The sequence below is a fragment of the Sporofaciens sp. SGI.106 genome (assembly GCF_050314255.1).
GTDB lineage: Bacteria > Bacillota > Clostridia > Lachnospirales > Lachnospiraceae > Claveliimonas.
The window spans coordinates 69,648-94,295 of the sequence record NZ_JBNPMZ010000006.1 but is presented as its reverse complement, the minus strand read 5'-3'; the positions used below and the strand labels follow the sequence as shown (position 1 = coordinate 94,295).

The window sequence follows — 24,648 nt, the reverse complement described above, 5'->3', positions numbered from 1 at the left end:
AATATGTATTGTTAAAGGTTTTTTCCTTTAGCTAACTTAATCGATAAATGTGACATCCTTAATGCCACGTGCAAGTCCTGTAATTCCGGTTCTTGCAAGCTCCAGTATCTCGTATCCGTCCAGCAGATTCAAAAATGCCTCCAGCTTGGACTGGTTTCCGGTAAGCTCGACCATCAAACATTCCTTCTCCACATCTACCACCTTGGCACGGAAAATATCTGCCAGTGATATAACTTCTGAACGGTGAGCGGCATCCACGCGTATCTTTACCATGATCAATTCTCTGTATACAGACTCATCTGGTTTCAATACCTTAATCTCAATAACATCCTCCAGCTTACGAACCTGCTTCTCAATCTGAGACAGAATCAATTCGTCTCCGCTTGCCACGATCGTAATTCTGGTAAATCTCGGGTCTGCAGTTGACCCTGCTGTAATACTGTCTACATTGTATCCGCGGCGGCTGAATAATCCTGCGATCCTGCTCAATACACCCGGATTATTATCAACCAGCAATGAAAATACTCTCTGCATATTGCACCTCTCATTTCCTGTATTTTTCAAAAACAGAGTGCGTTCTGTTTTTAAATCATAACAATATCTCTTCGTTTTGTCAAGTAAAATGGCCTATCTTTTTTTATATATACTAAATCATTTTTGCATCTGCTCATAGATATCATTCAGATAGACCCATCTGTCCATCTTTTCTTCCAGAAGCTGCTCTGTTTTATCCTTTTCTTCCATGAGCTCCCTGAGCTTTACAGAATTCGTGGCATTTGCCTCGATCTGACGATCCAGGGATTCTATCTTATCCTCAAGCTTTGCAATATCATCGTCGATCGTCTCGAATTCTCTCTGCTCTTTAAAAGTGAATTTCACCTTATTCTCCCGCTGCTTCCAGGTCTTTTTCGAATCCACGGGAGCAGAATCTTTGCAGCTGTCCTTTCCGCCTCCTGATTTTTCTGCTTTCAGTGGCTCGTCGGCAAGCCCCTCCAGTTCCCGGCGGATCAGATAATCTGAATAACCACCCTCGTACTGACGAATTTTCCCGCCGCCCTCAAAGGCGAAAATACGATTCACTGTCCGATCCAGAAAATAACGGTCATGGGATACCACAATAATAATTCCGTCAAAATGATCCAGATAATCCTCCAGAATCGTCAGTGTCTGAATATCCAGATCATTGGTAGGCTCATCCAGAACCAATACATTCGGCGCTCCCATCAGAATTCGCATCAGATACAGACGGCGTTTCTCACCACCTGATAATTTTCCGATCACTGACCATTGCATAGCACCGTCAAATAGAAATCTCTCCAGCATCTGGGAGGCGGTAATCTTTCCATCGGAGGTCGTAATATATTCTCCCTCCTCCTTCACGTAATCGATGACCCTCAGCGAATCATCCATATATTCATTTTCCTGGGAAAAGTAACCGATTCGAATGGTCTGTCCCTTTTCCACCGTTCCGGTATCCGGCCTGACAATTTCGTTTATAATCTTAAGAAGTGTAGTCTTCCCGCAGCCGTTTGGTCCGATAATGCCGATCCTGTCATTTTTCAGAAAAATATATTCAAAATTCTCTATCAGCTTTCTGTCCCCATAAGATTTTGAAATGCCGGATAACTCTATCGTCTTATTCCCCATTCGGGATGCCACAGAATCCAGTGCCACTCTCTTTTCTTCCTGAATATCCTTCATTTCCTGCATGGCTTTGATTCGGTCGATATGGGCCTTCTGCTTCGTACTTCTGGCTCTTGCTCCCCGGCTCAGCCATTCAAGCTCCGTTCTCAGGAGACTCTTCCGTTTCCGTTCCGTAGCAAGAGCGATATTCTGACGTTCCTCCTTCAGCCGGATGAACTCTGAGTAATTCCCCGGATAGCTGTATAGACTTCCCTTATCCACCTCAACGATCCTGGTTGCCACGCGGTCCAGAAAATAACGGTCATGGGTTACCATCAATATGGCGCCCCGGAACTGGATCAGATACTCCTCCAGCCATTCCGACATGGCATTGTCCAGATGGTTGGTAGGCTCGTCCAGAACCAGTATATCCGCAGAAGTCAGCAGCGCATTCACAAGAGCAATCCTCTTCTTCTGACCCCCGGACATATGCTCTACCTTCTCATCATAGTCCGAAAATCCAAGCTGGTTCAGCATCGATCTGGCGTCCGCCTCAATCGTCCAGCGGTTCAGGTCATCCATATTGCCTTCCACCGCTGCCTGGAGTACGGAACATCCCTCTCTAAACACCGGAGTCTGAGGAAGATAACATATTTTTACCTGATTCCCCTTGCTGATTTTACCGGAATCGCAGGGTTCAATTCCTGCCGCCACCTTAAGCAGCGTTGACTTTCCCATTCCGTTGATTCCGACCACTCCGATTTTCTCATTTTCATTAATACTAAATCCCACATCCTCCAGAAGGATTCTGTCTGTATAGGATTTGGTTATATGCTCCATGGTAAGTAAATTCATAGGTACCATCCTTTATCTCATTCATCCTGCAAATTGCAATGGATATTTTACCCTATTAAAGTACGTCCGTCAATGCAAAGAGGCCAGATATTTGCGCTTGTACAGGACATTTTCCTATGCTATGATGTTGGAAACAAAAGTTTTGACCCCATTATGCTGTAAAATAAGGAGATTCATTATGACTGGAATTATATTTGACGTAGACGGAACTCTCTGGGATTCCACAGACGTTGTAGCCGAATCCTGGAACCTTGCAATCGAAGAAAACTCAGACCTGCACCTCAATCTTACCGGTGAGGGGCTGAAAAGTCTTTTCGGAAAAACCATGGAGGAGATATTCGAGGCTCTCTTCCCTTCCCTTTCTTCCGAAGAACAGATGAGACTAGGCACCCTGTGCTATGAATACGAGAACCGGCTTCTGGAAGACAAGCCCGGTAATGTATACGAAGGTGTGATTGAAACCTTCCATACACTTTCCAAAAAATATCCTCTGTTCATCGTAAGTAACTGCCAATGTGGTTATATTGAAGTATTTTTAAAATCCACCGGACTGGATTCCTGTGTGAAAGATCATCTCTGCTATGGCGAGACTATGGCCTCCAAAGGACAGACCATCCGCATGCTCATGGAGCGCAACCAGCTTCAGGAAGCTGTTTACGTGGGTGATACCCAGGGTGACTGCAATGCATGTAAAGAAGCCGGCATTCCATTTATTTTTGCAGAATATGGATTCGGTGATGTTCCGGAAGCTGACAGACGGATTCAGAGCATCTGCCAGCTTACAGACATGACATTTTAATCACGTATCCTTCCAAAACCATCCGGAGGCTCAACTTTAAGCTTTACCAGATGATTCGCTTCCCGTGCCAGATTCTCCCTGTAAGACAGGTTCCTATAGCGGTGAATCTGCATACGGGTAATGCCCATCTGTCTTGCCACCTGCTCAGGTGCAGCTCCATAGGCAAACATCGTCACTCCGCAGGTATTGCGGATATATTCTGCGCTGTAAGACGGAAGTCCCGCCTTAAGAGTATATTTCTTCATCATCCGGCTGATATACATCAGATTCAGCTGATTTCCCCTGCGATTATAGAACATCCATGGATTGTCTGTGCGCTCCGCCAGATACTTTTCCACTACAATAAAAACATCCTCCGGGATAAAGCAAGCCTCCTTTCTTCTCTCTGTCTTAACATAGACACCATTGTCATAGGCCGCGAAATCCTCCGGACGAAGTCTGATAATCTCTGTAGATGTAAGCCCGGTTCTGTACAGGAGTGTCAGAATACAATAAGCCATCAGATCCTCCTGCGCTGCCTGTAAAAGACGGTCCATATGTTCAGCCGGTATGGAATTCACATAGCGCTCCTGATTCACCGTTTGCTTCAGATAGGGATAAAAATAATCCTGAAATGCTGCCGGAATCTGATATTGTTCTCTATTTTCACAGACATATGCGGCCAGCGAATGAAGCTCTCTCAGTTTTTTCGCTGCAGTTACCGGACGAATCCGTCCTGATTTCATCTGTCCGGTCAGCCATTCAAAATAATCTTTCACATCTCCCTCACAGATTTCCAGAAAATCCTTTTTTATATAATCCATCAGTTCATCCGTGTCCGCACGGTAGGATCCGGAGGTAGTATCACTCTTAAAATGTGCCGTAAAATCCGGCCAGATCCTCTTGCACAATTTCTCCGAAGCATATACGCTGTTCATTTTGCCTGCCCCTTCCCTGTCTGCTCTCCGCGAAGCGGAATCATCTCTTAATGTTATAAGTATATTTCATACTATAACATTAATTATACTGCAAAGCAATAAAAAAAGAGCTGAACACCTTTCGATATTCAGACCCTTTCGAGATCATATATGATTTAGAACACAACATTCAGCAGCATCTTGAATCTCTCTTCTCCGTAGACTGCATGAGGAGTTTTTGCAGGCATCACAATGCTCTCTCCCTCTTTCAGAATAAATGGCTCCCCATCGATGGTGAACCGTCCCACTCCCTCCAGGACAGTTACCAGCGCGTCTCCACCGGATTCATGGGTACTGATCTCCTCTCCTTTCTCAAATGCAAAAAGCGTCAGACTTACTGCCCTGTTCTGCACCAGTGTCTTACTGACAATCTGCCCATCCGCATACTGCACCAGCTCTTTCATCTCCAGCTTTGTTGATTTTTCAATGTTTTTCAATTTTCCGTTCATATTGCCTTGTCCTTTCTTACACTCTGATACGGATTGTTTCGTGCTTTGCACTCCCACAATCCTTCTATCTTTATATTGTACTATAACCATTTTTCTCTCTCAATAGAAAATCTTGCCATTTTTGTCGTATGGTGGTATATTTAGGGAATAGATTCGCTTATCTTTGTTACAGATTGGAGGACATCATGATAGAAAAATGGAATATTACGATTCCGGAACTGACAGGTGATGAAGAACGGCGCGCCTATGTTTATCTTCCGGAATCTTACGAATCAGAACCGGACAAACGCTATCCGGTACTTTATATGTTTGACGGTCACAATGTTTTCTTCGATGAAGATGCCACATATGGAAAATGCTGGGGCATGAAAGAATACATGGACTATACGGAGACACAGCTTATTATTGCTGCAGTAGAGTGCAATCACAGCCCGGACAACGGAAGGCTGAGTGAATACTCTCCTTTCTCCTTCCGTGACAGCCGTTTTGGCAAGGTTGTGGGACGCGGCAGACTGACCATGGAATGGATGGTACATACGTTCAAGCCATTCATCGACCAGAATTTCCGTACCCTGCCGGATCGGAACCACACATTTATTGCAGGCAGCTCCATGGGAGGGCTTATGAGCCTTTACGCCGTGATAGAATATAATAAGTATTTTTCAAAAGCTGCAGCTTTATCGCCGTCCCTGTGGGTATCAGTCTCAAAGCTTTCGGACATGATTGCCAATGCAAAGCTGAAACCAAATACCGTCATTTACATGGATTATGGTTCAAAAGAACTTCGCAACCATAACAAAATGCGAAGCTATTTTGCGAAAATTTCTTCACTCCTGCTCAGGAAGCGCGTCCTTCTTGAGAGCCGCATCATACCCGGCGGGGAACACTGCGAGGCAAGCTGGGAACGACAGATTCCGTTCTTTATAAACACATTACTCTATGAACCTTAATATGATACCAGGGTCAAAAGGGCTAAACCCACATGAGCTTGCTCATAAGTGGGTGAAAGTCCTTGGGACCCGCCCCGATATGAGCATAAAAGTGGGATGATAATCCCGCGATATGCGAATGTTGGGCAGGATTGTGGGAGTGCAAAGCACGGAACAATCCGTAGGTATCATAGCCTAGGGCTTTTGACCCCAACATCTTAATATGCAACACACAAAGGAGGAACTTAATGGAAGTACAATATCACAAATTTTACAGTCCTTCCCTCAACAGGGATATGGAATGCAAGGTATACGGACATGCGGGACGCCCGGTACTTTTTATCCCATGTCAGGACGGACGTTTCTTTGACTTTGAGAATTTTCATATGACTGAGGTCTGGTCCCCGTGGATCGATTCCGGAGAGGTTATGGTCTTCTCCATTGATACCATCGATTCCGAGACCTGGTCCAATAAATCTGGAGATCCCAGATGGCGTATCTGCCGTTATGAACAGTGGATTCAATATATTACTGACGAAATGGTTCCATTTATGCGCAATATGGCAAATGAGCGCAATGGATGGGATGGATATCCGAGAATTCTGGTATTCGGATGCAGTCTTGGTGCGACACACGCTGCCAACCTGTACTATCGTCGTCCGGATCTCTTCGACCGCCTGCTGGCACTGAGTGGAATCTACACCACTGAATATGGTTTTGACCAGTATATGGACGACCTGGTATATGCAAATTCTCCGGTACATTATCTGGCTAATATTGCACCGGATCACCCGTATATCGATATGTACAATCAGCAAAAATCCGTGATCTGCGTTGGACAGGGTCCATGGGAAATCCCGGATTCCACCTGGCAGATGAAATCAATCCTGGAAAGCAAAGACATTCATACATGGGTGGATTTCTGGGGATATGACTGCGCACATGACTGGGACTGGTGGTACAAACAGGTCACCTACTTCGTTCCATATCTTCTGGGATAACAGGTAACTCTTAAACAACTTATATATACAAAAGGATGAGAGCATTATGAAGAATTTTATTTTTATTTCCCCCAATTTTCCTACCAACTACTGGCAGTTCTGCCGCGAACTTAAGAATAATGGCATGAATGTGCTTGGTATCGGTGACCAGCCCTATGATGAGCTGAGCTATGATTTAAAAAACAGCCTGAATGAGTATTTCAAAGTAAGCAGTCTGGAAAATTATGACGAAGTTTACCGTGCTGTTGCATTTTTCACCTACAAATACGGTCGTATCGACTGGCTGGAATCCAACAATGAATACTGGCTGGAACGGGACGCAGCATTAAGAACAGACTTCAACATTAACAGTGGTTTCCATACCGAAGATATGCCGCGCATGAAGTATAAGTCTAAAATGAAAGAATACTACCAGAAAGTCGGAATTCCAACAGCACGCTATTACCTTGTTGAAAATAAAGAAGGATGCCTGAATTTTATTAACGAAGTAGGATATCCGGTTATCACAAAACCGGACAATGGCGTTGGTGCATCCGATACACACAGAATTTCTTCCGAGGCAGATCTTGACGCATTCTTTGCTAACAAGATTCCAGGTATTACCTACATTATGGAAGAATTCATCCACGCTGAGGTAAACTCCTATGACGCTGTTATTGATTCCAACGGTGAACCAATGTTTGAGACCGGTAATGTAACACCAATGTCTATCATGGATATTGTAAATAACGAAGACAACTCTATCTACTATATCGTGAAAAATCTGCCGGAGGATACCAGAAAAGCCGGACGTGCTGCAGTTAAGAGTTTTGGAGTAAAGAGCCGCTTCGTTCACTTCGAGTTCTTCCGTCTGACTCAGGATCAGGAAGGCATGGGCAAAAAAGGTGACGTAGTCGCACTGGAAGTAAATATGCGTCCATGCGGCGGATTCTCCCCGGATATGATGAATTACGCCAACAGCACCAATGTTTACAAAATCTGGGCAGACATGATTGCATTTGACAGATCCACCCTCCCGGATGGTGAGCATGCTTACTGCGCATATGCCGGACGACGTGACGGAAAAGATTTCGTTTTAAGTCATGAAGAAATTCTGGAAAAATACGGAAATCAGATGAAGATGGTAGAACGTATTCCGGATGTCCTGGCCGGTGCCATGGGCAATCAGATGTATGTAGCTACATTTAAAACAAAAGAAGAAATGGACGCATTCTATAAAGACATGCTGAAATGCAATAAATAATTCATAACAAAAAGGGGACGTTCCCAAAATGAAACGTCCTCTTTTTAACTTCTATCTGCATCTGCGCCTGTTATTCCCTGTTCTTTGATAAAAACGATTCTTTTCACGGTACATTTCCTCTTCAGCAGCCTTAATCAGCTCTGTCATCTGAATTTCTCCCACTCGCTGGATATCGTACCCTACTGAAACATAATAATGCGCATCTTCCACTTTTGTTGTAAAACCAGTCAGTTTTTCCTTCAAAACTGCCTCATCCACATCCACTGCAAATGCAACAAATTCATCTCCGCCGATGCGGTATGTATGCGCTTCTCCAAACAAATTTTTAAACGATTCTGCTATAAATTGCAGCATCCTGTCTCCCGCCAGATGTCCTCCTGTTTCATTCAATTCATGCAGACCGTTCGCATCAGCATAAATACAGGCAAGAGATTTTTTACAACATTCGGGGTAAGCAGGAAGACGATGCTCATAGCTGGTTCGGTTGCGGAGTTTCGTAAGCTGATCCCTTTCTGCCAGAAAAGTCATTTTATCCTTAATCACAAAATTTTCAACTGTGATCATCTGCATAAAAGTGGAGACAATAATACCGATACCTCCGAACACTAACGCATTTATCACATCAATAGGTATGACATCCGGGCTTTTCACCTGCATCACCGTAAGGATAAAAAGAGCATCAAAAAAAATAATCACGCATGCATTCTTCCATGGCCTCAATATGAACAGCATCGGAATCGCCAGCAGAAATGCCAGAAAAGTTCCCGCAGTCTGTGTTTTATTTGCAATAGCACCAATATAGATTGCCATTAAAAATAATAATGATATAAACACATAAATTATAATCCTTAGCAGTAAAGGTCTGTTTGGGGTAAGAAAACGCACTGTCAAAAATATTGCCAGAATGATTATCAATGGAATCAAATAGATATAATACCCGAATCCAAGACCCGGATTCAAATATGTGATAACAACCATAGCAATCAAAAAGAAAATGGTAACCCCGGAAAATACCAGCAATCTTTTTCGGTTATGCTCACAGATTTCCGGAAAGATGCTCTCATATTCCTCCTGTGTAGCCCCTGCATAATTAAAAAACCTTATGATACTCTGAAAAAACTCCATAATACTTTCGTCCTCATTATGCGTAAAAAAGGCACTCTCCAAAGTACTGAAAAGTGCCTCGCTTATCTTTACATTATCTCTTTATATTCAAAACTCACTTAGAATCTTCCTGCTTTTGCAGCTTCTTCGATAGAAACAAGAAACCCATATAAATATCGGCTTTTATGCGAATATCTACAAATAGTATGCAAATACATTAATTCTAAGAACAACTTAAAAGCACTAATCTCTTTATTTTTTACAATGTAATTATATGTTAATATGAAGTAACTTGCAATAGCATATTTATCTTTCAATTACCGCCTGGTCTTTATCAGAAGCCTGGCTTATACTATCTTTCCATCCGTGCGACGTCGCACATTACATTATATAAAAGAGGGCCGTTTCCAACCCTCAATCATTGAGCCACCTTTAATCGCATAGCCTCAACCGCAGTCTTGATACCAACCGTACCGGATGTATATCCACCAGCAATATATCCCGTCCATCCGAACTTTGCCAGATGAGTCTGCGCGTAGATATTTTTTCCAGGTACTCCGGTAAGCTCCAGCTCGATGGCTTCCAGGCGCTTGCCCTGGCCAACGGTGCCGATCACGGTATCATGCTCAACATTATCATAGGATACCCAGCCAATGCCCTGGATATGTGCTTTGGCGGATAACTTGGCATCCGGGTATTTCTCTCTGACTTTTCTGAGATCAATCATGATAGCTTCTAAGCGTTTTGAGAATCCCACGGTGCCAGCTACCTGACCGTCGCGTACTGGATCCAGCCAGCCCACGCCTTGGCAGTGTGCGCGGTAATATAGTAACATGTCGTTTACCGGGTTTCCTGGGATCTGTTTTGGAAGAGGTGGTTCATCTTCTGCCACAGAAATTCCAAATGATTTCAAAACTCCCTTGGCAATCTCGTCTAACCGGGAGTTAAAAATCTTAACATCGTTTGCGTTTGAAATAAATCCAAATTCCACCAACCGGTATCCGTACCCCTTCGCTGCAGCTCTGTTTACGTTGGCCAGATCGCCGCGACCCACAATCATGTTAGATCTTCCCGGAAGAATTTCCTTTAACATTTTTGCCAGTGCATTGTCATATTTGTCTGCAGTATATCCCTGCTTAATAATCACATGACCACCATGTGCGGATGATGCTCCGGAGTCCATGTGCAATTCCAGAATCTGCCAGTCCTTCGGGATCGTCAGCGTGTTTATTCCTGCGGTCTTGTACCAGTTCTTCGAGGTATCTGCCAGTGTGACATAATCTCCTCCGAGCTTTTTGATTCTGTATGCCAGGGTACGGACTCTCTCTGCTTCTGTGTAACCATTTCCAACTGCTCCAGAGTCGCCGGCTCCATGGCCGGCAATTAAAAATAATCGTGCCATATCTTACTCCTTCCTGTGCGACGTCGCACACTATATTCTATGAGTTCACGAGGACGATGTTACTCGCCCTCGACCTCTGGGATTCCGGCAACACTGGTTAAGATGCTTACTACTCCAGCAACAATCGACGCAGATACGACCATCTTCCAGTCAACCGCGGATACAACCGCTCCGGTTCCGATCACTGCCACCGCAGTCTGAGCTACCGTCTTCAGCGCACGGATTCCCGCGGCTTTCATCCATTTCTTAGTGTCTACTGATACTCTAAATCTCTCTTTAATTTAATGATGGATTATGCTTTAGAATACGAAATTGTAGATAAGAACTATGCCAGAACATTTGAAATTTCCGATGATATTATTAAAGAGAAAGAAGCATCAACACGATCACACATTCCATTTACCGAAGATGAGATGAACATTCTTTGGGAAAACGTAGATAAGGTAAGATACGTGGATTGGATTCTCATGCAATGTTATATGGGATGGAGGCCTCAGGAGCTTGCTACTCTTCGACTGGATGAGGTCAATCTCGACGAATGGTATATGCAGGCCGGAATGAAAACGGATGCAGGAAAACAGAGGATTGTGCCAATACATTCTAAAGTAAGGGACCTGTTGAAGAAAAACTATGAAATTGCTCAATCTCTGGGAAGTGAATATTTGCTGAATGATAAGGGACAAACTCATGCCGGTTCATGGAAACTGACCTATGATAAATATGCCAAAAGATTTGAAAAAGCAATTGCGGAACTTAAATTAAATCCGGAACATAGACCGCATGACCCAAGAAAATCATTTGTGACTCGATGTAAGAAAGCTGGTGTGGATGAATATGCTCTAAAAGAAATGGTGGGGCATTCGGTAAAAGATATCACGGAATCAACATACACCGTTCGTGACGTAGAATGGCTTAGAAAAGATCTTGAAAAATTGCAGTAAAAAGGAGAGGTTTACCCTCTCCTTTAGTGTGCATTTCTATGTGTGCATTTAATGTACATATAATATGCATATCTTGCACATTTTAATGATTTTTGATACTTCTTACTACTTCTAAGAATGGCTTAAAATCAACGTTTCTTAGAATCTTCCTGCTTTTGCAGCTTCCTCGATAGAAACTGCAACTGCAACGGTCATACCAACCATCGGGTTGTTACCTGCTCCGATAAGTCCCATCATTTCTACATGGGCCGGTACGGATGAAGATCCTGCGAACTGTGCATCAGAGTGCATACGTCCAAGAGTATCTGTCATACCATAGGAAGCCGGTCCTGCTGCCATGTTGTCCGGGTGAAGTGTACGTCCTGTACCACCGCCGGATGCAACGGAGAAGTATTTCTTACCCTGCTCGATACATTCTTTCTTGTATGTACCTGCAACCGGGTGCTGGAAACGTGTCGGGTTTGTAGAGTTACCTGTGATGGATACGTCTACACCTTCTTTGTGCATGATAGCAACACCTTCACGTACGTCATTTGCTCCGTAGCAGTTAACCTTGGAACGAAGACCATCGGAGTAAGCGATTCTCTGAACCTCTTTCAGTTCTCCTGTATAATAGTCATACTCTGTCTGAACGTATGTGAATCCGTTAATTCTGGAAATAATCTTTGCTGCGTCTTTTCCAAGTCCGTTCAGGATAACACGCAGTGGTTTCTTACGAACCTTGTTTGCTTTCTCTGCGATACCGATAGCACCCTCTGCTGCTGCGAATGACTCGTGTCCAGCCAGGAATGCGAAACAGTCTGTATCTTCCTCAAGAAGCATCTTTCCAAGGTTACCATGTCCAAGACCTACTTTACGCTGATCAGCTACAGATCCCGGGATACAGAAAGCCTGAAGTCCTTCTCCGATTGCTGCTGCTGCATCTGCTGCTGTCTTACATCCTTTTTTGATTGCGATTGCTGCACCTACTGTGTATGCCCAGCATGCATTTTCAAAGCAGATTGGCTGGATTCCCTTAACCTGATTGTAAACATCAAGTCCGGCATCCTTTGTAATCTTCTCTGCCTCTTCAATGGAAGCGATTCCATAGCTTCCCAATACTTCATTGATTTTATCAATTCTTCTTTCATATGATTCAAATAAAGCCATTTACTTGTCCTCCTCGTTTGAGCTCTATATACTATGTAACATTTTGCAAATACGTGCGTATTCCGCTAATTACGGCTACTCCTTACGTGGATCAATAATCTTTGCTGCATCTGCAACACGTCCATACTGTCCTTTTGCTTTCTCCCATGCATCGTTCGGTGTATCACCTGCTTTGATAAAGTCAGTGAATTTTCCAAGACTTACAAACTGATATCCGATGATCTCATTCTGTTCGTCAAGAGCGATACCTGTTACATATCCTTCTGCCATCTCAAGATAACGAGGTCCTTTTGCAAGTGTTCCGTACATTGTACCTACCTGAGAACGAAGTCCCTTTCCAAGGTCCTCAAGACCTGCACCGATCGGAAGACCGTCTTCTGAGAATGCACTCTGTGTTCTTCCGTATACGATCTGAAGGAATAATTCTCTCATTGCTGTATTGATCGCATCGCATACAAGGTCTGTATTCAATGCTTCTAATATAGTTTTTCCCGGAAGGATTTCAGAAGCCATAGCAGCGGAATGAGTCATTCCTGAACATCCAATTGTCTCTACCAGTGCTTCCTGGATAATTCCGTCCTTAACATTCAGTGTAAGCTTACAGGTTCCCTGCTGTGGAGCACACCAGCCAATACCATGTGTCAGACCGGAAATGTCCTTCACTTCTTTTGCCTTTACCCATTTTGCTTCTTCCGGAATCGGAGCCGGTCCGTGATTTGCACCCTGAGCTACCGGACACATCATTTCTACTTCGTGTGAATAAATCATTTTAAAACTCCTTTCAACTATGCATGATTTTATTTCTGTAAGGCTTTGTTATTACTTTAACACCATACCTGTTCTTATTTTCTCACAATTGTCGATATTCGTCAATTAACTTTTTATATGAATTCTGGAAAATGCTTCCGCAAATGCCAGATTCACCGGTTCATCCTTCTGTTTGTTCATATATTTCTGAACATCACGCTTGCTGACCCCTGCGCCCTCCTTCTTCCTTCTCTCCTGAAAAGCGGTCAGTTTCTCCTTATGTCCACAGGAGCATACGAAGGTCTGGGCTTCCCCTTTTCCGCGAAGCATCATCTTTTTGTGACAAACCGGACAGCGCGCATTGGATACCCGGGCAAGAGTCTCTCTGTGTCCGCATTCTCTATCCTGGCACACCAGCATCTCCGCCTTCTTCCCCTGCACCTTCAACATTCGCTTTCCGCAGACCGGACATTTTGTATTGGTAAGATTCTCATGGCGGAAGGTTCCCTCTCCCTGACGGATTTCTCCGATCAGTTCACCGGTGTAATCCACAATTTCTTCCATAAATGCACTGCGCTTCTTCTGTCCCTTTGCGATTCTTGAAAGTTCCATCTCCCACTGGGCGGTAAGCTCCGGTTTTTTCAGATCCTCCGGAACCAGGTTGAGAAGCTGCTTTGCTTTGGCAGTCAGATGAATCTCCTGTCCTTTCTTCTCTAACAAAAAGCCGGAAAATAATTTTTCAATAATGTCCGCTCTGGTCGCCACAGTTCCAAGTCCCCCAGTCTCTCCAAGGGTCTTTGCCATTGCCTTGTCATGGCTTTCCATATATGCCGCAGGATTCTCCATGGCAGACAGAAGTGTACCCTCGTTGAAATATGCCGGTGGTTTCGTCTTACCTTCCGTGATAGTCAAACGAAGAATATCCATGTGTCCTCCCGGTTTCAGTGCCGGAAGCGTCTGATTTTTCAGTCCTGAAGTCTCTTCCTCTGCATCCTCGTCTTCTATGGAAGAATCATAAACCTCTTTCCATCCCTGACTCTTTACCACTTTTCCTTTTGCCGCAAACTGCTCCGTACCAATCTTCACCAGTATCTGCGTCTGCTCATATTCAAACGGCGGATATAAAACTGCCAGAAATCTGCGCACCGCCAGATCATAGATTTTCCTCTCCTCATTGGTCATACAGGAAAAATCCGGTACTTCCTCCGTAGGAATAATGGCATGATGATCAGAAACCTTCTGATTATTTACAAATGGCGCCTTTGCGGAAACAGGTTTCTTCATTACCTTCGAAGCCAATTTCCGGTACGGTCCCACACTGACTGCTTCCAGCCTGTCTTTGATCGTCGGCAGGATATCGGTACTGATATACCGCGAATCCGTACGGGGATAGGTGAGTACCTTATGATTCTCATAGAGTCGCTGCATAATATTCAGTGTCTCCTTGGGTGAGAATCCGAATCTCCTGTGTGCCTCTCTCTGAAGCTCAGTAAGGTCGTAAAGAAGAGGTGCAGAGCTCTTCTTTGGCACTGTTTTCACCTGCTCAACAGTACCGCCTGTTCCTCTCAGGCTCTGGTAAAGCTTCTGTATCCGCTCTTTATCAAAAGAACGGCAGCTTCCGGATTTTTTGTCCTGCCAGGTAAGGGTCAGTCCCTCTCCCACTGCCTGAAGCCCATAATAACTCTGGGGAACAAAGGAGCGAATCTGTTCCTCCCGCTTTGCAACCATGGCAAGAGTTGGCGTCTGAACACGTCCGCAGGATAACTGGGCATTATACTTACAGGTAAGTGCCCGTGTGGCATTGATTCCAACCAGCCAGTCAGCCTCCGCACGGCAGAGAGCCGCATCATAGAGATTGTCATACTCATGTCCGTTCCTGAGTTTCTGGAATCCTTCCCGGATTGCTTTATCCGTCACAGAAGATATCCAGAGTCTCTTGATCGGCTTTTTATTTCCTGCTTTTGCAAGAATCAGCCTCGCCACAAGTTCTCCTTCTCTTCCGGCATCGGTAGCAATGATGATCTCTTCTACATCCTTTCGGTGAATCTGTGTTTTCACTGCCTGATACTGTTTGGCTGTCTGCCGGATTACCTCATAGCGGAAATGCTCCGGCAGCATGGGAAGATCTTCCATCTTCCACTCTTTATATTTCTTATCATAATCTTCCGGATCTGCCAGAGTCACAAGATGCCCCAGCCCCCAGGTAATTACATACTGATTCCCCTCAATGGCTCCGGATATATTTTTCCCGCACTTTAAAACGCGGGCAATATCCCGCGCCACAGATGGTTTTTCTGCTATTACTAATGATTTCATAAATGATAGTTCCTCGCTCTGTCTATTTTATCAGCGTCCAGAAGTCGCTGTCTGTCTTGAATTCCCTGATATCATCCATCTCAAACGGAGCAGTTACCCAGCCAAAGCCCAGATCATTCTTATCATCTGCAGGATAACGGAATCCCAGACCAATCTCAATTCCTTCGGAATCCAGGAAAAAATTATCGTGATATACGCCGTCTTTATCATCACCGGAGAGGACTTCTTTCATTTCTTTCTCACTGAGCTCAGAAAGAAGTTTTTCTGAGTCTGCCTCATCTCTCATTTCCTCTGCCCATTCTTCGATAAAATCCTTATTCAGCTCTACAATGTCCTTTACCTCATAGACATTTCCATTCTTCAGATTCATATTTAAAGTACGAAAGTCCATATGATAATCCGACTCGCTTCCCTCATAATAATAATCCTGATAAACCACACTGATCAGATCTTTTGATAAATAGCAGACCTTATATTCTACAAAGCTTGCCAGAACCGGGGACTTTTCCTGAATTACCTTCTCTTTTATCTTCTCATCCGGATTCAGATAAATCCTGTCAGCCGTTTCCATGGCTTTTTCCTTCAATGCAGCATTCACCTTCTCCTGCACCTGTCCGTCCAGTCCCGTAATCTGCGGATAATAGATTTCAAATGCTATTTTCGTATTCTTCGTTCCGCTTTCACCGGGATGGAGAACATAGGATTCTTCTGTGAGTTCATAACCGGTATTGTCCTCCCTGTACTCCGGTATGGCATCCATGCCGGACAGTTCACCGGCATCATATGTATCGTCTTTGTCATTCCAGTCTTTATTATTCCAGTCACCGTCAAACAGATCCTCGTCCTGACGGAATTCCTGTACTTTATTCGAGGTAACAAATTTATAAACAGCAAAGGTTCCTATTCCAATGATCAATGCGAAAAAAGCCACGCAAGCCGAAACAATACCGGCGATGATCCAGTTTCTCCTTTTTCTCGCCTTCTGTCCCTCTTCGCCGCCCGGTATTACACGCATTTCCATTGGCACAAAACGAATTCCTCCCGCATTCTGTTCCGGTCCGGTCTCTCTCATTCCAAAACTGCGGTATACCGGAACAGCGTTTGGCGCTGCATTAACTGTAATCCGATCTACCTGAAGATTCTGCTCCGCAAAGTGACACATGGTCTGAAAAATCATTCTTCCAATTCCACGGTGCTGCCATTCTTTTTTTACAAAGAAGAGCGAGATATGTCCCTTTCTTCTTACAGCTCCCACACCACAGAGAGTTTCACCTTTCCAGGCTCCGAAAAAGGTCAGTTCTTTACGTTTTACCATAGGTATGATTCCATCATACCGGATAAATTTCTGAAACTCTCCGACTCCCTCCGGTGTATACCCCGGCGCTACATCCCGGGCAAATACCTCCCACACCAGGTGCAGTGCCGGCAAAATCTCCGTTTCTTCCAGTAATCGTACAATCGGCAGTCTCTCTGCTTCTTCTCCAGCTTCATTCATCATTCTAATTCCTCCTTTACAGCAGTTCCTCACGCAGGATAGTCAACGCACGGACTACTGCATAATCTCTGTTTTTATTTCTGTTTCCGCTGAACCGGAATTCTTCCACACGCACTTTATCACCCACACAGCAACCGACATAGACCAGCCCTGCCGGTTTACCATCTGCGCCTCCATCCGGTCCCGCATAACCGGTCACGGAAACGGCTGCCTCACTTCCTGCTGCCCTGGCTGCACCAACTGCCATCTCGTATGCAGTTTCAACACTTACCGGACCATATTGATTCAGGGTTTCTTCCTGCACACCCACCAGCTTCATCTTGGAGTCGTTGGAATAAGTAATGTACCCTTCATTATATACATCCGAGGCGCCCGGGACATTCATAATCCTTCCCGCCAGTAAACCGGCAGTACAGGATTCCGCCGTTGTCACCGTCATATTTTTCTCTTTCAGGAGATTTACAACTGCCTCCTCTAATGTCACAGTTTCCTCTGTTGTATAGATATTATTTCCGAAACGCCGGAATAATTCATCCAGTACAGGCTGCATCAGCTGATCAGCCGTTTCCTGGTCTTTTGCCTTTGCAGTCACACGAAAATGCACTTCCCCTGTCTTCGCATAAGGAGCAAGTGTAGGATTACTCTGCTGTTCCATCAGATCAGCCACCATGGTCTCTGCCCGGCTCTCACCGATGGAGCAGATTTTCACCATCTTAGAATAAATTCCTTCCGGCTGCAGTCTGTTCAGATACGGAGCAATATCATTTTCAAACATAGGCTTAATCTCATTTGGCGGTCCGGGAAGCAGAATCGCTGTCTTTCCGTTCTCTCCCTCCAGAATAATGCCGGGAGCCGTTCCGTTATGATTATCAATAACGATTGCGCCTTCCGGAACCATAGCCTGTTTCCAGTTATTTTCTGTTATCATTCCCTTTCTGTTCAGTCTGTCAAAATATTCCTGAATCCGCTCTCTGGTATGGGCATCCTCATAGAGTTCTTTTCCAAATACCTTCGCCGTAACCTCTTTTGTAAGATCATCCTTCGTGGGTCCGAGACCTCCGCTTAAGATTACAATATCGGATCTGGACAGTGCAAGCTTTAGAGTATCTGTAAGGCGCTCCTCATTGTCTCCCACTACACTCTGATGATAGCAGGATAACCCCAGGGCTGCCAGTTTCTCTGACAGAAAGGCCGCATTCGTATTTACAATATTTCCCAGAAGAATCTCCGTTCCAACGGATATTAATTCTACTGTCATACCTACATTCCTCCTTTTGTCAATACTTCCACGTTCTTTGCCACATAATCAATCAAAGAAACAATGGTCAGTATTAAGGATACCCAGATCAGTACCGTTCCAATCACATCGAATATTCCTCCGAAATCAGCGATCAGCACAATAATCATCGCCATCTGGGATACGGTCTTAAATTTGCCCCAGTAGCTCGCCGCGATTACGATTCCATTATCGGAAGCCACCAGACGGAAGCCACTGATAATAAATTCACGTGCAATAATGATGATAACGATCCATGCACTCAGTTTTCCCATAGGAATCAGACAGATCATGGCAGAGCATACCAGAAGCTTATCTGCCAGCGGATCCATAAACTTTCCGAAATTTGTCACAAGATTTCTGGCTCTGGCAATCTTGCCGTCCAGCATGTCCGTAAGGCTTGCCACACAGAAAATTACAAGTGCGATCCACTTATTTGCGGCACCTCCGATATCTGTCAGCATGAACAGAACGAAAAACGGCACCATAATCACTCTCAGTACAGTCAGTTTGTTTGGTAAATTCATGATATCAACTCTCCTATCAAATCATATTCTAATGCTCCGGTCACTTTCACTCTCGCAAAATCTCCGGACATCAGTTCCTCTTCTGTATTTACAAAAATAAGTCCATCCACATTGGGGGCGTCCTTGTAGGTTCTTCCCACATAGGCATTCTCATCTGCAACCTTTCCCTCGATCATCACCAGAACTTCCCGGCCGATCATATCTTCCGCCAGATCGAAGGCAATATCCTGCTGCAGTTCCATAATCTCTGCCTGCCGGTCTTCCTTGACCTCCTCCGGAATCTGATCTGCCATCTCTGCCGCCGGTGTATCCTCCTCCGGTGAGTAGGTAAATACGCCAAGACGGTCGAACTCCATCTGATCCACGAATTCCATCAGCTCTTCGTGCTGCTCCTTCGTCTCCCCCGGGAAACCGGTAATCAGGGTAGTCCTCAGCGTAATATCCGGAATTTCTTTTCGGAGCTTTTCAATAATCTCTATTAACTGCTCTTTGGATGTTCTGCGTCCCATGCGCTTCAGTATCTCATTACTTGCATGCTGAATCGGAAGATCCAGATAATGGCAGATTTTCTTTTCTTCCTTCATAACCTGGATCAGATTGTCATCGATTTCTTCCGGATAACAGTAAAGAATACGAATCCACTGAATTCCTCCGATCCGGCAAAGTTTCTTAAGCAGGACGTGAAGAGATTTCTCCCCGTAAATATCCTTTCCGTAAAGGGTCGTCTCCTGTGCTACGAGAATCAGCTCCTTCACTCCCTGATCTGCCAGCATCTGCGCTTCTTCAAGAAGCTGCTCCATGGGAACACTCCTGAAATTTCCGCGGATTTTCGGGATAATGCAGTAAGTACAGTGTTTGTCACAGCCCTCTGCAATCTTCAGGTAGGCAAAATGTCCGCCGGTAGTTACAAGCCTCTTTGTCTCCACCCTTGGAAGGGCATCGATGTCCGTAAGCTCGATACTCACCTCACCTTCCAGAGCCTTGTCAATTGCCTCCACGATCTTATCATAAGAAGTCGTTCCAAGAACGGCGTCCACCTCCGGAATTTCCTTTACAATCTCTTCCTTATACCGCTGTGCCAGACAGCCGGTAACGATCAGTGCCTTCAGCGGCCCGGTCTTCTTATACTCAGCCATCTCCAGAATGGTCTGGATACTCTCCTCCTTGGCATCATGGATAAAACAACAGGTATTGATAACGATTACATCTGCCTGCGTCTCATCATCAATCATCTGATAGCCCCGGGAAGCAAGAAGCCCCAGCATCACCTCCGTATCCACCAGGTTCTTGTCACAGCCCAGGGATATAAACAATACATTCATAGCGTCTCTCCTTTTCAAACAGGAAATGAGATAAAAAGGCAGACACTCTGTTAAGCATCTGCCCTCCCATCATCCTTTTCTTATTCTGCATCCTCTGCAACGACTTTGATCTTGCCGCTGTTCAACTCATCAATTGCGATAGAAAGCGGCTTCTCGCCATCCTTCGTATCTACCAGAGGCATCTCTCCGTCAATAATCTGTCTTGCTCTTTTGGAAGTAGCCATAACAATAGAATATCTGCTGTTTACAACCTTGGTAGCGCCTTCCTCTACGTCTTTGTTTACGACTTTCATTAAATCAGTGTAAGATGGGTGTAACATCTGTTATTCTCCTTTCAAATCTCGTTTTATATGTTCTGCAAATTCAATATTGCGGTAACTTCTACTATGTTCAGCCTGAATAATCTGATGCACGTGTTCCACACAGTCCTCCAGTACGTCATTGACTACATAATAGTCATACTTCTCCATACCTTCAGCCTCTTCACAGGCTCTCTTCATCCGCTGCTCGATCACATCCATGGTCTCGGTTCCCCGTCCCACCAGACGATTCTTCAGAATCTCAGCCGTCGGTGGTGTCACAAACAGAAGCAGTGTCTCCGGAAACTTCTCCTTCACCTTCAGGGCGCCCTGAATCTCAATCTCAAGGATTACATCCCGTCCGGCATTCAGCTGTTCTTCCACATATGCTTTCGGCGTGCCATAGTAATTATTCACGTACATAGCATACTCTATCAACTCATCTTTCGCAATCATTTTTTCAAATTCTTCCCTTGTTTTGAAAAAATATTCCCTGCCGTCCACTTCACCTTCCCGCGGTCCTCTGGTAGTTGCAGAAATAGAAAGAGCGTAATTATCATACTTTTTAAGGAGCTCTTTCATAATCGTTCCCTTACCGGCACCGGAAAATCCGGACACAACGATCAGTATTCCCTTCTGATTCATCTGTCTTTCCTCCATCTTCTACTCAATATTCTGAATCTGTTCTCTGATTTTCTCAATTTCAGTCTTAAGATCAATGGCACAATTAGACACCTCAATATCATTCGCCTTGGAAAGGATGGTATTGGCCTCCCGGTTCATCTCCTGGGCAATAAAATCAAGCTTGCGTCCTATTCCATTTTCTTCGGATAAAAATGTCTCTCTCATATGGCTGATATGGCTCTTTAATCGAACCACCTCTTCATCGGTACAGATCTTATCTGCAAATAAGATCACTTCCGCAGCAATCCTTCCTTCTTCCATCTGACTGTCTCCGAGAAGCTCTGTCACCTTCTCCTCCAGCTTTGTACGATACTCCTTCAGGATCTGCGGAGAACGTTCCTCAATATATGCTACCTTTCCAAGCATACCGTCAAGCTTGTCCAGAATATCTTTTTTCAGATTCTCACCTTCCAGTGTTCTGGTCTCCACAAACTGTTTCAGTGCTCCCTCCAGAGCCTTCTTAAGCCCATTCCAGAGTGCATCCTCATCCGGAGCCTGTTCCTCCATGGTGAGCACCTCCGGACATCTGGAAAGTGTGGATACCCGGATATCATTCTCCAGTCCGAAAGTTTCCTCCATCTTCTTAAAATAAGATAAATACTCCTTCGCCAGTGTCTCGTTATACTTTAATGATACCTGATTCTCAGAAGTATCTTCATATGTAATAAAAATATCTACTTTGCCACGCGCTACATACTGCTTTAAAAGTGCGCGGATAGCACTGTCAAAAAAATTCAACTTCTTTGGCATCCGGATGTTCGCATCCAGGTAACGGTGATTAACACCCTTCATCTCCACCGTAAATTTTCGTTCTCCTTCTGCGACTTCACAACGACCGAAGCCTGTCATACTCTTTATCATTTTAGTTCCCTCTTTTATTTAAAATGTTAAATTTCATTATCTTTCATTATAATTCATTTGACATATCCAGTCAATCCTTTCATAATGAACACATATTCTATAGAAAGACGAGGATATTATTATGGCTTTTGACGGAATCACTGTTGCCGCACTGGTACAGGAATTAAACAATACATTAAAAGACGGACGAATCAACAAGATTGCACAGCCCGAGACGGATGAGCTCTTACTCGCCATCAAAACACCGAATGGCATGAAAAGGCTCTGTATCTCTGCAAGTGCATCTCTTCCCCTGATTTATTTAACCGATGAAAATAAACCCAGTCCCATGACTGCCCCTAACTTCTGCATGCTTCTTCGCAAGCACATCAACAACGGAAGGATCGTGGGCATCTCTCAACCGAAACTGGAACGTATTATTCATATTGACATTGAACATCTGGACGAAATGGGTGATCTGTGCCGAAAGAGGCTGATTGTAGAGATTATGGGAAAACACAGTAATATCATTTTCTGCAATGACAAAGGAATGATCATTGACAGCATTAAACACGTGCCGGCACAGATGAGTTCTGTGCGGGAGGTACTGCCGGGACGGGATTATTTCATTCCTGATACCATGAACAAGCATGACCCTCTGAGCGTTACCCGTGAAGAATTTATCCATACTCTCCAGGAAAAGCCCGCTCCTCTTGGAAAAGCCATTTATACAAGCTTCACCGGAATCAGCCCGGTTGCGGCAGAAGAAATCTGTTATCTGTCCGGTCTGGAATCCGGTGTCACCGCAAAGGATCTGTCAGAAGATATGCTGCTGCACCTGTATAACCAGTTCACCATTTATCTGGAACCGATAAAACAGGGGCACTTCCTGCCGGTCATTTACTATGATAAGGCTGCACCAAAGGAATTTTCCTGCCTGCCACTGAGCCATTTTAATCAATATACACCAAAGGAAATGGATTCTGTATCCGCTCTTTTGAGCGCGTATTATGCCCAGAAAAATCTGGTGACTCGTATTCACCAGAAATCTTCGGATCTTCGCAGGATCGTACAAACTGCTCTGGAACGAAACCGCAAAAAATACGATCTGCAGACCCGGCAGCTTAAGGATACGCTTGACCGTGAAAAATACAAAATCTACGGAGAACTGATTAACGTATACGGCTATAGTCTGGAAGAGGGAGCAAAAGTGCTGGAAGCACAGAATTATTATGATGACAACAAGATCATCCGCATTCCCATGGATCCGACTATGACACCTCAGGAAAATGCCCAGCGTTATTTTGCAAAATACAACAAGCAAAAACGAACTTTTGAAGCACTCAGCGAATTAATAGAAGAAACAAAAGAAGAAATTCAGTATCTGGAGTCTGTCAGCAATGCCCTTGATATTGCTTTAAGCGAGGATGATCTGACTCAGATTAAAGAGGAGCTGACCCAGAGCGGATATATCCGCCGAAAATTCACGAAGAAAAAAACGAAATTCAAAAGTCAGCCCCTCCACTACATTTCCAGCGATGGCTATCACATGTATGTAGGAAAAAATAATCTTCAGAATGAAGAAGTCACCTTCCATCTGGCAGACGGCGGTGATTGGTGGTTCCACGCCAAGGGAGCTCCCGGGTCCCATGTCATCGTAAAGACCCGTGGAGACGAACTGCCGGATGCCACCTTTGAGGAAGCAGGACGGCTGGCTGCTTATTATTCCAAAAACAGGGGGAATGACAAGGTAGAAATCGATTACATCGAACGAAAACATGTCAAAAAGACCAACGGAGGAAAACCCGGATTTGTCATCTATCACACCAATTATTCACTGGTGATTGATTCCGATATCTCAGGAATTACGCAGGTGCTGGAGTAAAAATGGAGTAAAGATGATGGTGTAAATGCAGAAATATGTATCATATACATTGACAAGTTTTTCGTATTATGTTACATTTCATGTAGAGCATTATTTTTCTATCTATCTGAAAAAACATATCTGATATCATCTGAAATCAGTAATCATTAGAAATCTCGATGCTTAATAATCCAACAACAGCAGGGGGTTTCTTATATAGAAAATATAATGTACATTTTATAAGAGACCCCATCATAACTACAAAGGAGGTCTTTTATGAGTAAAATGAACGAAACTACGGTCAACCGCACCTATAAAGCAAGAATATTCTCAATGATATTCAGTGATAAAAAGGAGCTTCTCGAACTGTATAATGCTGTTAACGGGACGGCATACGATGATCCGGAGCAATTAGAAATCAACACCCTGGAAAACGCCATATATATGTCAATGAACAATGACGTTTCATTCATTATTGATTCACGCCTGTCCTTGTACGAACATCAATCTACATACAGTCCGAATCTACCGCTTCGATATCTTTTTTACATTTCGGATCTATATTCGGGATTAATACGAAAAAAAGTCTGTATCGCAAAACAGCGATTCAAATCCCAGCACCGCGTTTTCTGATATTCTACAATGGGAAGGATGAACATGTCGAACATAAAGTGTTGAAATTATCCGATCTATATACCATATCAGAAAAAGACGCAGCTCTGGAATTAAAAGCAATAATGCTAAATATCAACCCTGGGTGTAATCAGGCGCTTCTGAACGCCTGCAAAACATTAAAAGATTATTCTGAATACACAGCCCGAGTACGA

Annotated in this window: 24 protein-coding genes; 7 read left to right on the top strand and 17 right to left on the bottom strand. The window is 44.2% G+C overall.

Features of this window, described 5'->3' with window-relative positions:
• Positions 1 to 36: 36 nt before the first annotated feature.
• Positions 37 to 534, bottom strand: coding sequence for an acetolactate synthase small subunit (gene ilvN / locus ACQRCC_RS06565; RefSeq protein WP_427850016.1), 498 nt, complete (start codon positions 532 to 534; stop codon positions 37 to 39).
• A 117-nt stretch (positions 535 to 651) separates the two neighbouring features.
• Positions 652 to 2,478 carry an ABC-F family ATP-binding cassette domain-containing protein gene (locus tag ACQRCC_RS06560; protein WP_427850015.1) on the bottom strand — a complete coding sequence of 609 codons (1,827 nt, stop codon included), beginning with the start codon at positions 2,476 to 2,478 and terminating at the stop codon, positions 652 to 654.
• Positions 2,479 to 2,656: 178 nt separating this feature from the next.
• Here ACQRCC_RS06560 and ACQRCC_RS06555 point away from each other — a divergent pair, with 178 nt between their 5' ends.
• A complete protein-coding gene (locus tag ACQRCC_RS06555; RefSeq protein ID WP_427850014.1) occupies positions 2,657 to 3,277 on the top strand; it encodes an HAD family hydrolase in 621 nt (206 codons plus the stop codon).
• On the opposite strand, the gene ACQRCC_RS06550 is transcribed toward ACQRCC_RS06555, so the two are convergent.
• Together ACQRCC_RS06550 and ACQRCC_RS06545 are read right to left on the bottom strand one after the other, a co-directional pair.
• A complete protein-coding gene (locus ACQRCC_RS06550; protein WP_427850013.1) occupies positions 3,274 to 4,194 on the bottom strand; it encodes a tyrosine-type recombinase/integrase in 921 nt (306 codons plus the stop codon). The genes ACQRCC_RS06555 and ACQRCC_RS06550 overlap by 4 nt on opposite strands.
• A 155-nt stretch (positions 4,195 to 4,349) precedes the next feature.
• A complete protein-coding gene (locus tag ACQRCC_RS06545) occupies positions 4,350 to 4,682 on the bottom strand; it encodes a cupin domain-containing protein (protein ID WP_427850012.1) in 333 nt (110 codons plus the stop codon).
• Positions 4,683 to 4,867: 185 nt separating this feature from the next.
• Between ACQRCC_RS06545 and ACQRCC_RS06540 the strand changes: the two genes are divergently transcribed.
• The 3 genes from ACQRCC_RS06540 to ACQRCC_RS06530 all read left to right on the top strand — a co-directional run bounded on the left by ACQRCC_RS06540 (position 4,868) and on the right by ACQRCC_RS06530 (position 7,855).
• Positions 4,868 to 5,632 carry an alpha/beta hydrolase gene (locus ACQRCC_RS06540; RefSeq protein ID WP_427850011.1) on the top strand — a complete coding sequence of 255 codons (765 nt, stop codon included), beginning with the start codon at positions 4,868 to 4,870 and terminating at the stop codon, positions 5,630 to 5,632.
• A gap of 227 nt (positions 5,633 to 5,859) precedes the next feature.
• Positions 5,860 to 6,612: an esterase family protein gene (locus ACQRCC_RS06535; protein ID WP_427850010.1), complete on the top strand. Its 753-nt coding sequence runs from the start codon at positions 5,860 to 5,862 to the stop codon at positions 6,610 to 6,612.
• Between the two features lie 46 nt (positions 6,613 to 6,658).
• On the top strand, positions 6,659 to 7,855 hold the full coding sequence (locus tag ACQRCC_RS06530) for an ATP-grasp domain-containing protein (protein WP_427850009.1): 1,197 nt from the start codon (positions 6,659 to 6,661) through the stop codon (positions 7,853 to 7,855).
• Positions 7,856 to 7,906: 51 nt separating this feature from the next.
• Here ACQRCC_RS06530 and ACQRCC_RS06525 read toward each other — a convergent pair whose 3' ends face one another.
• The 3 genes from ACQRCC_RS06525 to ACQRCC_RS06515 form a co-directional block, all read right to left on the bottom strand.
• Entirely contained in the window at positions 7,907 to 8,980 is a 1,074-nt protein-coding gene (locus ACQRCC_RS06525) for a GGDEF domain-containing protein (protein ID WP_427850008.1), read from the bottom strand.
• A gap of 397 nt (positions 8,981 to 9,377) precedes the next feature.
• Positions 9,378 to 10,361: an N-acetylmuramoyl-L-alanine amidase gene (locus ACQRCC_RS06520; RefSeq protein WP_427850007.1), complete on the bottom strand. Its 984-nt coding sequence runs from the start codon at positions 10,359 to 10,361 to the stop codon at positions 9,378 to 9,380.
• A gap of 59 nt (positions 10,362 to 10,420) precedes the next feature.
• Positions 10,421 to 10,600, bottom strand: coding sequence for a holin (locus ACQRCC_RS06515; RefSeq protein WP_427850006.1), 180 nt, complete (start codon positions 10,598 to 10,600; stop codon positions 10,421 to 10,423).
• 45 nt (positions 10,601 to 10,645) lie between these two features.
• On the opposite strand from ACQRCC_RS06515, the gene ACQRCC_RS06510 reads away from it, so the two are divergent.
• On the top strand, positions 10,646 to 11,302 hold the full coding sequence (locus ACQRCC_RS06510; RefSeq protein ID WP_427850005.1) for a tyrosine-type recombinase/integrase: 657 nt from the start codon (positions 10,646 to 10,648) through the stop codon (positions 11,300 to 11,302).
• 138 nt (positions 11,303 to 11,440) lie between these two features.
• Here ACQRCC_RS06510 and ACQRCC_RS06505 read toward each other — a convergent pair whose 3' ends face one another.
• From ACQRCC_RS06505 to ACQRCC_RS06460, 10 genes are all read right to left on the bottom strand, one after another.
• Positions 11,441 to 12,451, bottom strand: coding sequence for a GGGtGRT protein (locus ACQRCC_RS06505; protein ID WP_235396031.1), 1,011 nt, complete (start codon positions 12,449 to 12,451; stop codon positions 11,441 to 11,443).
• A gap of 75 nt (positions 12,452 to 12,526) precedes the next feature.
• A complete protein-coding gene (locus ACQRCC_RS06500) occupies positions 12,527 to 13,219 on the bottom strand; it encodes an iron-sulfur cluster assembly scaffold protein (RefSeq protein WP_235396029.1) in 693 nt (230 codons plus the stop codon).
• A 105-nt stretch (positions 13,220 to 13,324) separates the two neighbouring features.
• A complete protein-coding gene (locus ACQRCC_RS06495) occupies positions 13,325 to 15,514 on the bottom strand; it encodes a DNA topoisomerase III (protein WP_427850004.1) in 2,190 nt (729 codons plus the stop codon).
• Between the two features lie 22 nt (positions 15,515 to 15,536).
• A complete protein-coding gene (locus ACQRCC_RS06490) occupies positions 15,537 to 17,012 on the bottom strand; it encodes a GNAT family N-acetyltransferase (RefSeq protein ID WP_427850003.1) in 1,476 nt (491 codons plus the stop codon).
• A gap of 13 nt (positions 17,013 to 17,025) precedes the next feature.
• Positions 17,026 to 18,267 carry a competence/damage-inducible protein A gene (locus tag ACQRCC_RS06485; RefSeq protein WP_427850002.1) on the bottom strand — a complete coding sequence of 414 codons (1,242 nt, stop codon included), beginning with the start codon at positions 18,265 to 18,267 and terminating at the stop codon, positions 17,026 to 17,028.
• A 2-nt stretch (positions 18,268 to 18,269) separates the two neighbouring features.
• Complete coding sequence (gene pgsA / locus ACQRCC_RS06480; RefSeq protein WP_427850001.1) at positions 18,270 to 18,812, bottom strand: CDP-diacylglycerol--glycerol-3-phosphate 3-phosphatidyltransferase; 543 nt, start codon at positions 18,810 to 18,812, stop codon at positions 18,270 to 18,272.
• Positions 18,809 to 20,134, bottom strand: a complete 1,326-nt coding sequence (gene rimO, locus ACQRCC_RS06475; RefSeq protein WP_427850000.1) for a 30S ribosomal protein S12 methylthiotransferase RimO — start codon at positions 20,132 to 20,134, stop codon at positions 18,809 to 18,811. Before rimO ends, pgsA begins: the two co-directional genes overlap by 4 nt.
• Before the next feature lie 80 nt (positions 20,135 to 20,214).
• Positions 20,215 to 20,454, bottom strand: coding sequence for a DNA-directed RNA polymerase subunit omega (gene rpoZ / locus ACQRCC_RS06470; RefSeq protein WP_427849999.1), 240 nt, complete (start codon positions 20,452 to 20,454; stop codon positions 20,215 to 20,217).
• A gap of 3 nt (positions 20,455 to 20,457) precedes the next feature.
• Entirely contained in the window at positions 20,458 to 21,078 is a 621-nt protein-coding gene (gmk, locus tag ACQRCC_RS06465) for a guanylate kinase (RefSeq protein WP_427849998.1), read from the bottom strand.
• Between the two features lie 18 nt (positions 21,079 to 21,096).
• Positions 21,097 to 21,978 carry a YicC/YloC family endoribonuclease gene (locus ACQRCC_RS06460; protein ID WP_427849997.1) on the bottom strand — a complete coding sequence of 294 codons (882 nt, stop codon included), beginning with the start codon at positions 21,976 to 21,978 and terminating at the stop codon, positions 21,097 to 21,099.
• A 121-nt stretch (positions 21,979 to 22,099) separates the two neighbouring features.
• Here ACQRCC_RS06460 and ACQRCC_RS06455 point away from each other — a divergent pair, with 121 nt between their 5' ends.
• On the top strand, positions 22,100 to 23,842 hold the full coding sequence (locus ACQRCC_RS06455) for an Rqc2 family fibronectin-binding protein (RefSeq protein WP_427849996.1): 1,743 nt from the start codon (positions 22,100 to 22,102) through the stop codon (positions 23,840 to 23,842).
• 255 nt (positions 23,843 to 24,097) lie between these two features.
• On the top strand, positions 24,098 to 24,454 hold the full coding sequence (locus tag ACQRCC_RS06450; RefSeq protein ID WP_427849995.1) for a hypothetical protein: 357 nt from the start codon (positions 24,098 to 24,100) through the stop codon (positions 24,452 to 24,454).
• The last annotated feature ends 194 nt before the right edge of the window (positions 24,455 to 24,648 follow it).

Coding starts and splice junctions, on each gene's coding strand:
- ACQRCC_RS06540 (WP_427850011.1), top strand. CDS start 4,868: ATGATAGAAAAATGGAATATTACGATTCCGGAACTGACAGGTGATGAA.
- ACQRCC_RS06530 (WP_427850009.1), top strand. CDS start 6,659: ATGAAGAATTTTATTTTTATTTCCCCCAATTTTCCTACCAACTACTGG.
- gmk (WP_427849998.1), bottom strand. CDS start 21,078: ATGAATCAGAAGGGAATACTGATCGTTGTGTCCGGATTTTCCGGTGCC.
- ACQRCC_RS06550 (WP_427850013.1), bottom strand. CDS start 4,194: ATGAACAGCGTATATGCTTCGGAGAAATTGTGCAAGAGGATCTGGCCG.
- ACQRCC_RS06525 (WP_427850008.1), bottom strand. CDS start 8,980: ATGGAGTTTTTTCAGAGTATCATAAGGTTTTTTAATTATGCAGGGGCT.
- rpoZ (WP_427849999.1), bottom strand. CDS start 20,454: ATGTTACACCCATCTTACACTGATTTAATGAAAGTCGTAAACAAAGAC.
- ACQRCC_RS06545 (WP_427850012.1), bottom strand. CDS start 4,682: ATGAACGGAAAATTGAAAAACATTGAAAAATCAACAAAGCTGGAGATG.
- ACQRCC_RS06485 (WP_427850002.1), bottom strand. CDS start 18,267: ATGACAGTAGAATTAATATCCGTTGGAACGGAGATTCTTCTGGGAAAT.
- ACQRCC_RS06490 (WP_427850003.1), bottom strand. CDS start 17,012: ATGATGAATGAAGCTGGAGAAGAAGCAGAGAGACTGCCGATTGTACGA.
- ilvN (WP_427850016.1), bottom strand. CDS start 534: ATGCAGAGAGTATTTTCATTGCTGGTTGATAATAATCCGGGTGTATTG.
- ACQRCC_RS06495 (WP_427850004.1), bottom strand. CDS start 15,514: ATGAAATCATTAGTAATAGCAGAAAAACCATCTGTGGCGCGGGATATT.
- ACQRCC_RS06520 (WP_427850007.1), bottom strand. CDS start 10,361: ATGGCACGATTATTTTTAATTGCCGGCCATGGAGCCGGCGACTCTGGA.
- ACQRCC_RS06510 (WP_427850005.1), top strand. CDS start 10,646: ATGATGGATTATGCTTTAGAATACGAAATTGTAGATAAGAACTATGCC.
- ACQRCC_RS06515 (WP_427850006.1), bottom strand. CDS start 10,600: ATGAAAGCCGCGGGAATCCGTGCGCTGAAGACGGTAGCTCAGACTGCG.
- ACQRCC_RS06450 (WP_427849995.1), top strand. CDS start 24,098: ATGAGTAAAATGAACGAAACTACGGTCAACCGCACCTATAAAGCAAGA.
- ACQRCC_RS06505 (WP_235396031.1), bottom strand. CDS start 12,451: ATGGCTTTATTTGAATCATATGAAAGAAGAATTGATAAAATCAATGAA.
- ACQRCC_RS06460 (WP_427849997.1), bottom strand. CDS start 21,978: ATGATAAAGAGTATGACAGGCTTCGGTCGTTGTGAAGTCGCAGAAGGA.
- ACQRCC_RS06535 (WP_427850010.1), top strand. CDS start 5,860: ATGGAAGTACAATATCACAAATTTTACAGTCCTTCCCTCAACAGGGAT.
- ACQRCC_RS06560 (WP_427850015.1), bottom strand. CDS start 2,478: ATGAATTTACTTACCATGGAGCATATAACCAAATCCTATACAGACAGA.
- pgsA (WP_427850001.1), bottom strand. CDS start 18,812: ATGAATTTACCAAACAAACTGACTGTACTGAGAGTGATTATGGTGCCG.
- ACQRCC_RS06455 (WP_427849996.1), top strand. CDS start 22,100: ATGGCTTTTGACGGAATCACTGTTGCCGCACTGGTACAGGAATTAAAC.
- ACQRCC_RS06555 (WP_427850014.1), top strand. CDS start 2,657: ATGACTGGAATTATATTTGACGTAGACGGAACTCTCTGGGATTCCACA.
- rimO (WP_427850000.1), bottom strand. CDS start 20,134: ATGAATGTATTGTTTATATCCCTGGGCTGTGACAAGAACCTGGTGGAT.
- ACQRCC_RS06500 (WP_235396029.1), bottom strand. CDS start 13,219: ATGATTTATTCACACGAAGTAGAAATGATGTGTCCGGTAGCTCAGGGT.